This window comes from Pseudoleptotrichia sp. (assembly GCF_057270515.1).
Genome location: NZ_DBHIXS010000015.1, coordinates 18904 through 34648, shown reverse-complemented (window position 1 = coordinate 34648; position 15745 = coordinate 18904). Strand labels below are relative to the sequence as shown.

At 32.3% G+C, this 15745-nt stretch carries 15 protein-coding genes and 3 tRNA genes; all 18 read right to left on the bottom strand.

The window, feature by feature from the left end; genetic code table 11:
• Positions 1-31 precede the first annotated feature (31 nt).
• The 18 genes from tsaD to tsaE all read right to left on the bottom strand — a co-directional run bounded on the left by tsaD (position 32) and on the right by tsaE (position 15704).
• A complete protein-coding gene (gene tsaD, locus ACO5J6_RS09135; RefSeq protein ID WP_485643559.1) occupies positions 32-1057 on the bottom strand; it encodes a tRNA (adenosine(37)-N6)-threonylcarbamoyltransferase complex transferase subunit TsaD in 1026 nt (341 codons plus the stop codon).
• A 150-nt stretch (positions 1058-1207) separates the two neighbouring features.
• Positions 1208-2260, bottom strand: a complete 1053-nt coding sequence (locus ACO5J6_RS09130) for a glycosyltransferase family 9 protein (protein WP_485643558.1) — start codon at positions 2258-2260, stop codon at positions 1208-1210.
• Between the two features lie 134 nt (positions 2261-2394).
• Positions 2395-2682 (bottom strand): putative quinol monooxygenase, encoded by a 288-nt coding sequence (locus ACO5J6_RS09125; RefSeq protein ID WP_485643557.1) that lies wholly within the window; start codon positions 2680-2682, stop codon positions 2395-2397.
• A 107-nt stretch (positions 2683-2789) separates the two neighbouring features.
• Positions 2790-2866: transfer RNA gene (locus ACO5J6_RS09120), tRNA-Met, on the bottom strand.
• A gap of 5 nt (positions 2867-2871) precedes the next feature.
• Positions 2872-2948: transfer RNA gene (locus ACO5J6_RS09115), tRNA-Met, on the bottom strand.
• A gap of 29 nt (positions 2949-2977) precedes the next feature.
• Positions 2978-3065: transfer RNA gene (locus ACO5J6_RS09110), tRNA-Leu, on the bottom strand.
• Positions 3066-3167: 102 nt separating this feature from the next.
• Positions 3168-3794 (bottom strand): DUF4125 family protein, encoded by a 627-nt coding sequence (locus ACO5J6_RS09105; RefSeq protein ID WP_485643556.1) that lies wholly within the window; start codon positions 3792-3794, stop codon positions 3168-3170.
• A gap of 8 nt (positions 3795-3802) precedes the next feature.
• Entirely contained in the window at positions 3803-4753 is a 951-nt protein-coding gene (locus ACO5J6_RS09100; protein ID WP_485643555.1) for a DUF4037 domain-containing protein, read from the bottom strand.
• 60 nt (positions 4754-4813) lie between these two features.
• Entirely contained in the window at positions 4814-5650 is an 837-nt protein-coding gene (locus tag ACO5J6_RS09095; RefSeq protein WP_485643554.1) for a tetratricopeptide repeat protein, read from the bottom strand.
• Between the two features lie 117 nt (positions 5651-5767).
• The gene (locus ACO5J6_RS09090) at positions 5768-6958 is read right to left on the bottom strand and encodes a cobalamin-independent methionine synthase II family protein (protein WP_485643553.1); all 1191 of its coding nucleotides are present in this window, start codon (positions 6956-6958) and stop codon (positions 5768-5770) included.
• 111 nt (positions 6959-7069) lie between these two features.
• A complete protein-coding gene (gene yedF / locus ACO5J6_RS09085) occupies positions 7070-7411 on the bottom strand; it encodes a sulfurtransferase-like selenium metabolism protein YedF (protein ID WP_485643552.1) in 342 nt (113 codons plus the stop codon).
• Between the two features lie 189 nt (positions 7412-7600).
• Positions 7601-10198, bottom strand: coding sequence for a bifunctional acetaldehyde-CoA/alcohol dehydrogenase (adhE, locus tag ACO5J6_RS09080; protein WP_485643551.1), 2598 nt, complete (start codon positions 10196-10198; stop codon positions 7601-7603).
• A gap of 341 nt (positions 10199-10539) precedes the next feature.
• Positions 10540-10965 (bottom strand): flavodoxin domain-containing protein, encoded by a 426-nt coding sequence (locus tag ACO5J6_RS09075; RefSeq protein ID WP_485643550.1) that lies wholly within the window; start codon positions 10963-10965, stop codon positions 10540-10542.
• A 14-nt stretch (positions 10966-10979) separates the two neighbouring features.
• The gene (locus tag ACO5J6_RS09070) at positions 10980-12176 is read right to left on the bottom strand and encodes an acetate/propionate family kinase (protein WP_485643549.1); all 1197 of its coding nucleotides are present in this window, start codon (positions 12174-12176) and stop codon (positions 10980-10982) included.
• A 53-nt stretch (positions 12177-12229) separates the two neighbouring features.
• Positions 12230-13237, bottom strand: coding sequence for a phosphate acetyltransferase (gene pta, locus ACO5J6_RS09065; RefSeq protein ID WP_485643548.1), 1008 nt, complete (start codon positions 13235-13237; stop codon positions 12230-12232).
• A 154-nt stretch (positions 13238-13391) separates the two neighbouring features.
• Complete coding sequence (gene ftsY, locus ACO5J6_RS09060; RefSeq protein WP_485643547.1) at positions 13392-14303, bottom strand: signal recognition particle-docking protein FtsY; 912 nt, start codon at positions 14301-14303, stop codon at positions 13392-13394.
• Complete coding sequence (gene tsaB, locus ACO5J6_RS09055) at positions 14303-15268, bottom strand: tRNA (adenosine(37)-N6)-threonylcarbamoyltransferase complex dimerization subunit type 1 TsaB (RefSeq protein WP_485643546.1); 966 nt, start codon at positions 15266-15268, stop codon at positions 14303-14305. Before tsaB ends, ftsY begins: the two co-directional genes overlap by 1 nt.
• A complete protein-coding gene (tsaE, locus tag ACO5J6_RS09050; RefSeq protein WP_485643545.1) occupies positions 15237-15704 on the bottom strand; it encodes a tRNA (adenosine(37)-N6)-threonylcarbamoyltransferase complex ATPase subunit type 1 TsaE in 468 nt (155 codons plus the stop codon). The genes tsaB and tsaE overlap by 32 nt, the downstream gene beginning before the upstream one ends.
• Positions 15705-15745 lie beyond the last annotated feature (41 nt).

Below are 15745 nucleotides of genomic sequence, written 5' to 3'. Positions count from 1 at the left end.
AATACTATATATTGTATTCTTTCTGTCCTATTTATCTTTTGTTTTTTTCTTTTGTAGATTTAGCATCCAAATTATATACATTTTCTTCAACAGAAATGTTTTCTCTATTTTTTTCGTTTTTTAATTTATAATAAGCAGCAGCTCCTATCATCGCGCCGTTATCGGTACAATATTCCATTTTAGGAAAATATACTTTCATATTTTCAGGTAATTCTTCAAATTTTTTTCTCAATCTTTTATTGGCGGAAACTCCTCCTGCAACTAAAAGTGTATTTACGCTTTTTTTATTGACTGCTTTCAGAACTTTATCATAAAGAACTTCTACAATTATTTCCTGAAAAGATTTGGCTATATCTTCTTTATTGATATTATTTCCTTTCATTTTTTCCTTGTTTATATAGTTTGTTACGTATGTTTTTATGCCGCTGAAACTGAAATTATATCCTTCAACATTAGGCTTTTTTATATTTAATATATTTTTCCCTCCCGGAGAAATCTTCTCAATTTCAGGCCCTCCCGGATAAGGCAGCTCCAATATTCTTGCAATTTTATCATAAGATTCTCCAACTGCATCGTCTAAAGTTTCTCCTAATAAATCTACTGCAATTTTTCCGTTTCTTTCTTCTATATAGTATAAATCAGTATGTCCTCCCGAAACAATCAAAGAAATAGCGGGCAATTCAATATCATTTTCAATAAAATTGGAAAATATATGCCCCTCTATATGATTTACAGGTATCAGCGGTATTTTATTGGCATAACTCAAAGATTTAGCAAACATAAGTCCTACAAGTAACGAACCTATCAAACCCGGAGTATTTGTTACAGCTATATAGTCAATATCTTTTAATTGACAATCTGCTTTTTCCATAGCCTCATCAAGTACAGGCAGTATATTCTCTATATGATGCCGTGAAGCTATTTCAGGGACGACTCCCCCATATTCTTTATGTATATTTATTTGAGAAGACACTATATTACTTAATACGTTTTTTCCATTTTCAACTATTGCTACGGATGTTTCATCACACGATGTTTCAAATGCAAGTATTTTCATAATTATTAATAAAGTTTCAAAAATTCAGATTATTATAGATGCTAATACGATGAATACTGAAATTAAGATAATATAAGATAATATAAAAGATGAAAATCTGTTTATTTTATGTTTTTTGTTTATTTTGTATTTTGATTTATTTTATATCTTTTATTTCATATCTATTTCTGAAACTATTTCTTCTCCTTTCTTTTTATTATATTCTCTGACTATTTTATCATACACTTCATCAACGGAAATATCAGACATACATTTTTCATACCTTTTAGGAAATTTATCATCACCATATAATGAATGAGCAGGACAGTCAGGATTTTTAATTAAGAATGTTGTATCTTCAAAACTGAATAAATTAGGGTCTGTCGGACCAAAAAACACAAAAGTTTTTGTCTTTAAAGCTCTTGAAATATGGAAAGGTCCTGAATCATTTACAATAGCTATTTCTGCGTATTTTAAGATTATTGCACTTTCTTTAAAAGATATTTTTCCACATAAATTTGTTATTTTCTCATTTTCTTCAACTGAGTTATAGTCTTCTTTCCCACCTATTATAAATAGTCTGACATTCATATTCTCTATTATTTTTTTTGCCAGTTCATTATAAAAAGGCCATTTTTTCGTAAATTTTGAAGCACCCGGAGCAAGCACAAAATATTTTTCATTTATAAGATTATATTTCATGATTAATTCTTTTTCCTGTTCCTGATTTACATAAAATTCGAGATTATCACCTTTTCCAAATTTTCTGTCATTATTATCGAAACATATATCCAATTTTTTTAATGCTGTAAAATAGCTTTCTACAATAGTACAGTCAGCACTGTAAGTTATTAATTTGGCTTTTACGAGCAATGTTTTCCACCATTTTCTCTTTTTATATCTAAAATATTGGGTATTACTATTTTCAAGACTTTTACCGATAATCCGCGACAAAAATTTGGAATGAAGGTCTATAACATAATCATAGCTCTCCGACTTTAGTTCATTTATGATTTTTTTTATATATTCTTTGTCTTTACTTTTCTTCTTTTCAAAAATTATAACATTTCTTATGTGCGGATTTAATGAAATTGCTTCGGAAAAAACATCATAAACTATAAAATCTATAATCGCTTCAGGATATTTTTCCTTTATTTTTTTTATTACAGGAGTTGTCAATATTATATCTCCAAATGAGCTGAATCTTATTATTAATATTTTCATATTTTTTCCTTTTTTTAATTATTACTATTTTTATAATATGCCTATATCTTATAATTTAAATCTGCCTTTAGTCAAGTCTTTTTTCAAACTAATTAAAAAAGAACTGTTTTGTAAAACAATTCTTTTTCATTAATTTAAAATAGACGATTAAACACTTCAATAACAGGAGCTTTTTCACATATTTCAACCAGCATTGGTACAATCCTTGTAAAATGAGAGCTTGAATTATGCTTTTCAATAGCTTCATTTGATTTCCACTGCTCTACAAATACAAAATGATTTTCTCTTTTTATATCCTGCTGTAAATTATAGGAAACACAGCCTTCTTCCTGACGACTTTCTCTTATAAGTTCATTACAAAGTTCAACAAACTCTTGTAATTTATCATTTTTCACTTCAAAACTTGCCAATATGTGTATCATAGCTATTCTTCCTTTCCATAAAATTTTATATTTATATATACAAAAATATACTTACTGTTGAAATCAACCGCAAGCATATCTCAAAAATATAAAAATAATTTTAATAGTGGTGCCTAGAAAAGGATTCGAACCTTCGACCCTGCGGGTATGAACCGCATGCTCTAGCCGACTGAGCTATCTAGGCATAATTGGTGGCGGGAGCCGGATTCGAACCAACGACCTTCGGGTTATGAGCCCGACGAGCTACCAGACTGCTCTATCCCGCGATATCTAATATCATTAATCTAAGTCTCAGTGGTGCCTCGGGCCGGACTTGAACCGGCACGGTAATAATTACCACAGGATTTTAAGTCCTGTGCGTCTACCGATTTCGCCACCAAGGCACATTTTTACAACTTATTTCTAACGACAAGATAAATTATATATTAATGATTATTATTTGTCAAGTTTTTTTTCCATTTTTTCAAAAATTATTTTTCTTGTTATTAAACTTTATTTTCAACATCAGCAAGGGAAGAATACCCTTTTTCTTTTACAATATTTTGAAGATTTATTTCAGCTAAATTAATATTTTTTGTAATACATTCTTTTATATATTCAAAATAAAGATTCAACGTATTCAATGAATAAGATAAAAGTTCTCCTTTAAGATAGGTTTCAATCGAAGTAAATTCAGGAGTGTCGTCCTTAGAGTAGAGGGGTCTGCCTTTATCTGTCAATTTAGGATATTTTAAAGTCATTTCCTTTTCCCAGCTTAAATATATTTCTGTAATCTTATTTACAATTTTCATTTTTTCTTCGGGTATTTCTTTTAAAAATCCTTTTATTTTTTCATATTCGTCAGGAGCACTATATTTCATCATTCTTGCATATTTTTCAACAACTATGTTTCTTCTTTCTTTTTCTGCCGTTTCTAAATCTTTCAGATAACTGTCAAGTACATTTAAAGGGAAAGTTTCCCATTGACTTTTTCTCATAATTACAAATTCTTCTCTGTTATCCTGACATTCAGCTCTCCCTCCTGTATTTTGAGCTTTCTGAAAAAAATCCCATTCTATTTCAAGAATTTTATTTATAATATTTTCTTTTTTTTCGCTGTATTTCAGATCCATATTTTCTCCTAATCAAGCCATGGCGACCAATTTCTTAATTTTTCATCTTTTATTTTCAACTGAATTTGAGGTCCATAATCCTGTAAAAAATCACTGTTTATGGATTTATCAGCTATACCTTGATTTTTCAGTTCCTTAATTATATCCTTACATATATTTTCAACTATTTTTACTCTTTCTGTTGTTTCTTCCGTAGGCATTCCAGCCAGATACTTTAGTGAAGCATAAATCTTCTCACCCAAAATAGGTAGTTCTCTCATTTTTCTGTGCATCCATTTATAAAAAAGCTTATATTCTCTATTTAAAAGAAATATCATATGGATACTTTCATCTATAAATTCAGCTTCAGCCATCTTTGCTGCCACAATTTCTTTTCTTCTTAAACATCGGGAAAGATTATATTGTCCTGATTGCGCTATTTTCATACATCTTGTCGCAATTTTATTAAGTCTTATATCTTCGGGAAAATAATTTTGTAATTGTTTTCTTATTCTTGTAAATTCTCCCAAATTGTCAACAAATATCTCCCCGTTTATAGCCGAAGAAAGTCCCGTTTCGGGAATAATTCTCCAATCATACAGATTTAAAGGAGCACTTTCAAAACCTGTAAACTTATAATACCAGTCGTTTATATTCAGTACTCCCCTTCTGTCATTTCCCCATTCACTTGTATTTAATGCACTAAACCCCATAAATTCCTTAGGAAGTTTATCAAGCCTATTCTGAAGAATTTTACCGTATCTGTTATAATCATCATTTGTCAACCATATACAGCACGAAGGCCCAAAATCATGGTCTCTGGAAATTTCATCATCATATCCGAAACATTCGGAGCCTTCTCCGGCAAGTCCTACAGCCATTCTCTCCAGTAATTCGGGAAATTCCTTTCTTAATTCGGGCAGATATATATTTTCAAAATATAATTTTGACAGTTCCAATCCTTTAATCTTTATGTTCATATTCTTTTCTTTTTATTCCTTTTTTATTTCTTCTTATTCTTTCTTTTATAATTTCTCTGTTTATAATTTCTTTACAATTTTTTCTTTTACAATTTCAATATTTGAAATCAAATTTTTATAACTATTACTATTTTCTCCAAAAGAATTTTTGCAAATTTCTGCACTTTCCTCAAAAAATTTAAGAGCTTTTTCAAAATCTCCCTCATTATAATAATGAATCGCAAGATTATTTAATGACGCCGAATACAAACCGTGAGATTTTCCGACTTCATTTTCTATTAATTCAAGAGATTTTTTTAAACTTTTTTCAGATAAATCATTTTTCCCGATTTTCATATAGGGAATTACAAGATTGCTCAATGTAGTCGCATATTGCAATTTATATTTATTATCATTTTCAAGTATCATAAGACTTTTTTCATGCAGTATGATTGCTTCCTCATATTTTGAAAGTTCCTGATAAAATAATCCTAAATTATTACACACTCCTGCATATAGATAATCATTTTGAAGATTATTCTTTTCATATATGGACATCGTATCTTTATATAATTTTTCAGCTTCATCATATTTTTTCATAAATCTGTAAACTTCTGCCAAATTCAGGCTACAGGTAGCATATGCGACATTTTCAGTGTCATAATTATTGGATATAAGTTTTTGAGCTTTTAATAAAGCAGAGACAGCTTCATCAAAAGCACCGATATATTTTAATGTTCCGCCAAGTTCGTTTAAAATTTTTATATTTTCATCACTTTCTATTCCATATACTTCTTCATTTAATTTAGCAAGCTCTCTTAATATTTCAACTTCTTCAAGAGTTTTTCCCTGATCCATATAACTGTTTCTCTGTTCCGTCAGTTCAGAAATTTTATTTTTCTTTTCACTAATAGTCATATCTGCCCTTTCTTTTTATTGTTTATAAATTTCCGCTAATTATATCTTTACATATTTTTTTCCTATACACAGTATAACATATTATATATTTAAAATCTTAATTTTTTTAATATTTTTCTATTTACAGTATTTCTCTCTTAAAATATTCGATGCTCTTACCATTGAACTCAATTTCTGTCTTATTATTTCAAAGGAATTTAAAGGTCTTTTGGAAAATGTTGCAAATCCACAATCAGGGTTTAACCATATTTTTTCAGGAGGAAGAAATTCCAAAACTTTTTCAGTAGCTTTTACTATCTGTTCAGGAGTTTCAACAATAGTACTTCTCGGATTTACACAACCGAACCCCAACATTATCTTTTTATCCAGAAAATTATTTGAAAACAGCTGTTTTACTTCTCCTGCACGCGATGTCGAAAATTCAAGTGCCAGCATATCTACATCCAATGAATCAAAAAACTGTCCAAGCTTGTCATAAGCCCCTTCAAGCAATACCGTTTCATCACAAGTCCAGTTTCCACGGCAGACATGCATACTGCTTATAATATTTTCATGTTTACGAAGCTCTGCAAATACAGGTGCCAATAAATCACCTGCAAATTTTAATTCTCGATCAACCTTGATCTTTGCTGACAAAGCCCCTCAATAAAAAGAATTATCTCCTTTTTTCCTTGTAAAAACTACTTCTGACAAGATAGGCTCATCAATCTGAATAATTTTGGCTCCTACTTTGACAAGTCTTCTTATTTCATTAATCAGCAATTTTACAATGTCATTTCCCAACTCCTTACGGTCTGTATATACTTTTCCCGTAATCTCTTTCAGCCACATGGAACGGGTCAGCAAATAAGGACTCGGCAAAGTCATTTTAAAAGGCTTATCTGTAATATTTCTTATCATATTGACTTCTTCAGTATTAAGTTCAACATCTGTAGAAATCTTGTCTATACATACAGGGCTATTCATAGAATTGTCAGCCGCATCCATTTCTTCCAGACTTTTATTAAATTCTTCAGTATTTCCGGTTATACTTTTTATATCTTCCATAGTCATCAATTTTATTCCCGGTACATGTTCGGCAACATAACTCATATAATTATCCCGAGACAGTTCTCCACTTATGACTACATCTATCCCTGTATCTTCAAGCATATGAATAACTTCTTCAGTTTCCGAAAAGAGTTTTTTTCTGTATTCATTGAGATAAGTTTTGTCTTCTATACTTTTTTCTTTTAATTTCAACAACTCCCGACTTCTCGGCATACTCCCTATCAAAGTTGTTGAAAAAGGCTTGGCAACATTATTCATAATATTTCCTCCATAATTCTTTTATATTATTTAATTTATATTATTTAATAAAATAATAAGCAGACAAACTTTCAGATATGCCTGCTTATAGTTTAGAAATAGAATTTTTTATTAAGGTTCTATAATTAAATTACTGTTAGATAATATTTCTACAACTTCGCCCATTGTAGTTGACACTCCTACTTCAATATTTTCACCTAATTCGTAATAATCAACACAAATTCCGCAGGATAGGACTTTTACACCTTTTTTTTCAAGCTCCTGCAAATCAGCTAAACAACCTGAACCTTTAGAAGTAAGTTTAACTCCTTCACCATAAAAAATAATGTGGGTAGGAAGATTTTCCCTCTGAGCAAGAGTATGAATAAAGGCATTCATAAGATTATCAATTAATACCTGTTCTCCTATCCCCATTCCTGTTCCTTTAATTACAACATCATAAGTCTGTGCCATATTATTTCCTCCTAATTTTAAAATTTAGAGTTTCTTTATCTTCTTATTTTAAGTATACAACTAAATCCTACTTTGTCAACAACGATTTATCATCAGAATTTCAAATATTATATAAGTTTTTTTTATGGCACAAATCATATGATTATACATCAGTTTGTTCGCAATTCATTTTTTTATTTATGTATAATTTTATTTTTTATCAGACTTATATTCCTTTCCGTAATATGCTTTCAAATAAATTTCTTTCAACTCCAAAATCAACGGATATCTCGGATTTGCAGGAGTACACTGGTCATCAAAAGCATCAAGTGCCATTCCGTCTACAGCATCCAGAAAATCTTTTTCGGATATACCATATTCTTTTATGCTCATAGGAATTCCTATTTTTTCTTTTAGATTATCAATATGCTTAATCAGTTTTTCTGTCTTTTCCTCTTTTGTCTTTCCTCCTAATTCAAGAAAATCAGCCATAGCAGCATATCTCTGCAACGCATCAGGGTATCTGTACTGAGGAAATAATCCCATTTTCGTAGGTGCTTCTACGGAATTATATTTTATAACTTCATTTAAAAGCATTGCATTAGCTACTCCATGCGGCACATGAAATTTTCCTCCCAATTTGTGTGCCAATGAATGACATATCCCCAAAAAAGCATTGGCAAAGGCCATACCTGCAAGACACGAAGCATTGGCCATTTTTTCTTTTGCCTTTATTGCAGCTGCCCCTTCTTCTACCGATTCAGGTAAGTATTTGAATACAAGTCTTGCAGCTTCCAAAGAATAAGGTTTTGTATATTCAGTTGCAAGTACGGAAACATAAGATTCTATAGCATGAGTGAGGACATCTATCCCCGAAGCCACTGTAAGTCCTTTAGGCATTGAAAGCATAAGTTCAGGATCGTTTATCGCCACATGAGGAGTCAGCTCGTAATCTGCAAGAGGATATTTTATTCCTGTAGTATCATCAGTAATTACCGAAAACGGCGTAACTTCCGAACCTGTTCCCGCAGAAGTTGCAACTGCAATAAATTTAGCTTTTATGCCCATTTTAGGAAAAGAGAATATTCTTTTTCTTATATCCATAAATCTCATAGCCAAATCTCTAAACCTTATTTCAGGATATTCATACAATACCCACATAATTTTGGCTGCATCCATAGCAGACCCTCCTCCTAACGCTATTATAACATCAGGATTATATTCCAGCATTGCTTTTGCTCCTGCTTGTGTCGAACTTAATGTAGGGTCTTCCTTTACTTCCGAAAATATTCTGTAGTCTATCCCTATTTCATCAAGAGTTTTTGTAATATGTGCTGTATATCCCAATTCTGCAAGGGTTTTATCGGTTACTATAAATGCTTTCTTGTGTTCTCCTTTCAGTTCTTCCAGTGCGGTAGGCAGTGAACCGTATTTAAAATAAATTTTCTGAGGTACCTTGAACCATAGCATATTTTCCCTTCTTTCAGCTATTGTCTTTATATTTAGCAGATGTTTCACTCCTACATTTTCAGATACGGAATTTCCTCCCCATGAACCGCATCCCAATGTCAATGACGGCTCCAATTTAAAGTTAAACACATCTCCTATGGCTCCTAAAGACGCAGGCATATTAATCAATGTTCTTCCTGTTTTCATACTAATTCCAAATTTATCGATTTTTTCTTTTTCAGCTAAATTAATATATAAAAGTGAAGTATGTCCAAGACCTCCTAATTCCACAAGTTTTTTAGCTTTATCAAGGGCATCGTCAAAATCGTCCGCTTTATACATCGCCAATACAGGAGATAGTTTTTCATGAGCAAAAGGTTCTTCTATACCTGTAGACTTTACTTCTCCTATAAGCACCCTTGAATCTTTGGGAATTTTTATCCCTGCAAGTTCTGCTATCTTACAGGCACTCTGTCCTACTATATCGGCATTAAGATTTCCGTCTATAAACATTATCTTTCTTACTTTTTCTATTTCGTCTTTTTTAAGAATATATGCCCCTCTTAATTCAAACTCTTTTCTAACTTTATCATAAATGGAAGCATCTATAATAACTGACTGTTCTGACGCACAAATTACTCCGTTATCAAAAGTTTTTGAAAGAAGAGTATAATTCACGGTCATCTTTATATCGGCAGATTTATCTATTATTACAGGGGTATTTCCCGCTCCGACTCCTATTGCGGGTCTACCCGAAGAGTAAGCGGCTCTGACCATTCCCGGTCCTCCTGTTGCCAATATAAGATCAGAATTGGCCATTAATTCTCTTGATAGTTCTACATTAGGTTCATCTATCCACCCTATCACATTTTCAGGTGCTCCGTATTTTATAGCTTCTTTCAATGCTATTCTTGCAGTTTCTATTGTACTCTGTTTAGCTCTCGGATGAGGGGAAAGTATTATCGCATTTCTTGTTTTTAATGCCAAAAGTATTTTAAAAGCGGCTGTCGATGTAGGATTTGTTGTAGGTATAACACCCGCTATTATTCCTATGGGAGTGGCTATTTTCTTAATTCCGTATGACCTGTCCTCTTCCAGTACTCCACAGGTTTTCTCATCTTTATATTTATTATAAATATATTCTGAAGCAAAATGATTTTTTATAACTTTGTCTTCCAATATTCCCATTCCTGTTTCTTCTACAGCCAAGTTAGCAAGTTCTATTCTCTTATCATTTATTTTTTGTGCTACTTTTCTGAAAATTTTATCCACTTTTTCCTGATCGAATGTAGCAAATTCTTCCTGTGATTTTCTTACTTTCTTCATTAATTCTTCCAGACTCTTTAAATCTTTCACCATACTTTTTCCTCCTGTTGTTATTTTCCTAAAAATTATCCTGTAAAAAATTCCTTGAAAATTTTTTATAAAAAATATATCACAAAAAATTATATTGTGATTTTTTTAACAAAATAATTTTTTTAAAAAATGGAAATTTTTCCATTTCTTTATCTCTTTTATATTACTTTTAAATAATACTATTTTTTATAAATTCTGTCAAGAGAAATTTTTCATTTGTTTGAAATAAAAAATGAAAAATAGCATTTATAATTTTTTGAATATATATTTTTAAAAATTTTACAATGTTATTTTTCATTTCATTTTTTGTTTTATTTTTTATTTGATTTTTATTAATAATATTTCTACTGATTTACAATTTGTTTCCCATACTCTTTGCAGCTTTCTATTTTTTCAGTATCGTCAGGGGCAAGGTTTACCATACATCCTTTTCCTACGACTGATATTCCCGCTTTGGACAGTTCATCGGCCCATAAGCTCAGCCACTCTCCTCCGCCCCAGTCATAAGAACCAAAAATACCAATTTTTCTGCCTTTGAGTTTATCTTTTACACTTTCTATAAATTCAGTTATTTCAGGAGCGACTTCTTCAGAGCCTGAGGCAGGAGAACCGAACGCGATAAATTCAGCATTTACAGAGCTTTCGTCAGCGGCATCTACCGAAATCATCTCTGCTTCGACACCTGCTTCTTTGGCTCCCTGCTCAATATAAATGGACATCTGTTCTGTATTTCCGCTTGTACTGAAATAAATAATATTTAATTTAGCCATTATTCCTCCTAAAGTTATTTTGTCAATCTGTAAGTATCTCTTGCTATTACAAGCTCTTCATTAGTTTCCACTTTATAAACTTTTACTTTGGAATCAGGTTTTGACAGCTCAACTGTTCCTGAAATTCTTTCCTTATTTTTTTCAGAATCGAATTTCAGTCCCAAATATCCCAATCCGTTACATATAGTTTCTCTCGGGGAGGCTCCATTTTCTCCTATTCCTCCTGTAAATGCTATGGCATCTACACCGTCCATTGCAGCTGCATAAGCACCTATGTATAATTTTACTCTGTAACAGAACATATCATAAGCGAGTTTAGCTCTTTCATTTCCTGCTTTCATTGCTTCTTCCAAATCTCTGAAATCGGAGCTTTCTCCAAACACTCCTAAAATTCCTGATTTTTTATTCATTCTTGTGTCTATTTCTTTTAAGGACAGTCCTCTTTTTTCCATTACATAAATTGCTGCCGCAGGGTCGGCATCTCCTGTTCTTGTTCCCATCATAACTCCTGCGAGAGGTGTCATTCCCATTGAAGTATCTACTACTTTTCCGTTTTTTACGGCAGATATGCTTGCTCCATTTCCTAAATGGCAGACTATTATTTTACTGTCTTCTTTTCCTAAAAGTTCTCTTACCGCTCCACTTACATATTTATGAGATGTCCCATGAAATCCGTATTTTCTCACTTTCAATTCAGTATAATCTTCGTAAGGGAAAGCATACATATAAGCTTCAGGGAGCATTGATTGATGAAAAGCCGTATCAAATACTACTACATTCTTTTTATCAGGAAGTAACTGTTTCATAACTTTTATTCCCATTACATTTGCAGGATTGTGCAAAGGAGCAAGAGCAGAAATTTCTTCAAGATTTTTTATAACTTCATCATCCACGACTACGGAATCATCGTAATATTCTCCTCCATGAACGACTCTGTGTCCTATCGAATCTATTTCATCTACACCTGATATTACTCCATTTTCTTTATCCTGAAGAGTTTTCAGTACCAAATCTATCGCGATTGAATGATTTTCCATAGGAGCTTCCTGCTTGTCAATCTTTGTTCCTTTTACTAAATTTTTATAAGTGAAAATAGGATTGGCAATACCTATTCTTTCACAAATTCCTTTAGCCAGTGTCTTTTCATTCGTCATGTCGATTAATTCAAACTTTAGGGATGAACTCCCGCTGTTAATTACTAATACTTTCATTTTTTCCTCCTCTATAATTGTATTAAATTGTGTTAATTTTTGTTCTATAAAAATTATTTCTGTTCTGATTCTACCGCAGTTATCGCCACTACTTCGACAATATCATCTACACTGCACCCTCTTGATAAATCATGTACGGGACTTGCCAGACCTTGAATTAACGGTCCCAAAGCCTTAGCTCCTGCCAGTCTTTGGGTGAGCTTATATCCTATATTTCCTGAATTTAAATCAGGAAATATCAGTACATTTGCATGTCCTGCAATTTTTGAATCGGGAGCTTTAGACTTTGCAACTTCAGGAACAATAGCCGCATCCAACTGGAGTTCTCCGTCAAACTCAAAGTCGACGTTTCTTTCTTTTAAAATTTCTATCGCTTCTCTTACTTTAGTAACCGATTCTCCGTCAGCACTTCCTTTTGTGGAAAATGACAGGAATGCCACTTTCGGCTCTTTAATTCCCGCCGTAAATCTTGCTTTTTCAGCACTTGAAACAGCAATGTCTGCCAGCTGTAACGCAGTAGGATTAGGTATAACTCCTCCGTCGGCATAGATAAATACTCCGTTCTCTCCGTATTCAGGAGTCTTAGTAATCATAACAAAAGAGCTTGATACAGTTTTCAATCCGGGCTTAGGCCCTATTACAAGGATTGCCGCTCTTAATACATGAGCTGTAGGAGAGCAGGAACCTGCAACCATTCCGTCGACTCTTCCCTGACTTACAAGCATTGCGCCAAAAAATCTCGGGTCAGACAGCAATGTTGCTTTAGCTGTTTCAAAAGTCATCCCTTTTTTTTCTCTTCTTTTTCTCAAGAGTTCAGCCATATCGTCTATAGTAGCACAATTTTGCGGGTCATATACAATCGCATCGTCCAACGAAATGCCTAATTTTGCAGCTTTTTCCTTTATTTCCTGTTCATTTCCTACAAGGGCAATTTTAGCAATCCCCTCAGACAGGACTTTTGCAGCAGCTCTGAGAACTCTCTCATCTTCAGTTTCAGGCAAAATCACAGTTTTACCCAGCTTTTTTGCTTTTTCCTTTAAACTTGTAATTAAATCTGTCAATTAAATTCACTCCATTTCTATATATCTTTGATTTATATCACTTTTGATTTATATCACTTTTGATTTATATCACTATTTTATTCTATTAATTACGCTATCAACTATGTTATAATTACACTTTACTCAATTATATAATCTGAAATTATTTTTTATTTTATTCAAACATAGCTTCCACAAATTCTTTTACATCAAACTTTCTCAAATCATCTATTCCTTCTCCTACACCTATAAATTTAATGGGTTTTTTCAGCTCTTCGGAAATAGGAAAAATTATTCCGCCTTTTGCGGTTCCGTCAAATTTTGTGAGTATAATCCCCGACAAATCCACTATCTCATTAAATACTTTTGCCTGCTCCAGACCATTCTGACCTGTCGTACTGTCTATGACAAGCAATGTTTCAAATTTTTCAACACCTGACTGCTGTCTTATGATTTTATTTATTTTTTCCAGTTCATTCATCAAGTCTCTTTTATTATGAAGTCTGCCCGCAGTATCTATTATCGCTACATCAAAATCCCTGTTTTTAGCTGTACTCACTGTATCGAAAATAACTGCTGACGGGTCGCTTCCGTGAGCCTGTTTTACAACTTCTGCTCCCGTCCTTTTCCCCCATTCTTCTATTTGCTCAATAGCAGCAGCCCTAAAAGTATCTCCTGCACCTATTATTACTTTTTTACCTTCTTTTATGAGCTTATTTGCTATTTTCCCTATTGATGTAGTCTTACCTACCCCGTTTACACCTACAACAAGGATAATATTCAGCTGTCCCTCTTTCAAATCCAGTTCTATATTATCCTGTAAGGTATTATTTGCAATAAACTTTTCCTTTAATATCTCTTTCAGCTCATCATAAACTTGCTCAGATGATTTCAATTTATTTTTAGCCACTCTTTTTTCAAGCTCTTCGACTAACTGCATTGTCATATTCATTCCTATATCCGACTGAATAAGGACTTCTTCAAGTTCCTCATACAATTCGTCATTGATAGTCTTACCTAAAAGCATTTCTTTCAGTTTACCGAAAAATCCTTTTTTCGGTGCTGCCAATCTGTCTTTTAATGCCATTATTTTCCCCTTTCTTTCTTATCCCTTTCAGCCTGTGATTTTTCAAGATAATCAGGTTTCAGGCTGAAAATATCCGTATTTTTGAGTTTTCCATTTAAAAACATTTCTGCAAATGTCAGAGAATTTATCTTCATATTTCTGTCTTCTAAAAATCTTATTTTTATATCTTTAAAATTTTCTATTCCGAAATTTTCTTTTTCACTATTTTCCATTTTCCGAATAATCTTATCCTTGTAATTAAATGCTCCGTCCCCTACAAAGTAGACTATTTTCTCCCCTCTACCCTGAATCTCGTTATTCCAATCTTCATTAGAAAATCTGTCTTTTACTATATTTTCTATTATATCGTCAATTATATTATCAAGTTTGTCAACCTTATAATCTTTTATTTTTTCCAAATTATCCGATTTATCAGCTTTATAATCTTCCGTTCCATTTATATTATAAAGTTGAGAACTATCTAAATTTTTCCCTTTATATACTAATTCATAAACTGAATAATAAATTTTTTCTTTTCCCGAATCAATCATCGAATATATTCTTATATTTCTTCTTATATTTCGCATATCCGAATTTATTATATTAAAACTCTCCGTTTCATTATCAATACTGTATCTGATATTATTGTAACCGCAAACATTCCCGATAGTATAATATGCCTGATAAGCCAGTGCATCGAGTTCGTTTACTTCATAAATATTTATATTTTTCCCGTAAAACAACCCTTTCACAACGGAAATCGCTATTCTTACTCCTGTAAATGAGCCGGGTCCTATCGAAACGAGGGCAATGTCTATATCTTCAAGTTTTTTTCCTGTCCATTCCAGCAGTCTGTCTATCTGGTCAAGTATCCCGACAGAATGGGTCTTTGCCACTTCTATTCGTATTTCTCCCAGCATTTTTCTACCGTCATGAAGTGAAACGGAAGCGATTTTAGTCGTTGTAGTTATCGAAAATATTAACATATTCTTTTTCTCCGTTTTTCAGTTTATATATTGAGACTTTTCTTGAATTTTCATCATTATGCTCTATTTCAATATATAGTGTATAATCAGGCATTTCGTCTATAATGTTATTTGCCCATTCCACAATTATGACTGCATTTTCCTCGCCTGTATAATCTTCAAATCCTATTTCATATATCTCTTCGGGATTTATTATCCTGTATGCATCAAAATGATATACTTTCACATTTCCCGAATTATATTCAATAACATAAGTGAACGTAGGACTTTTTATATTTTCATCTATTCCGTAATATTTACATATTTTTTTTGTAAAAGTAGTCTTTCCTGTCCCCAAATCCCCTATAAGTCCAAGACATCCGCCATTTTTCAGATACTCAGCTACTTTTGTTGACAGTCTGTCCAGTTCTTCAAATGTCAATATTTCTAATTTCATAATTTTATTTACAGACTCCTGATTTATTGTAATTGATTGCT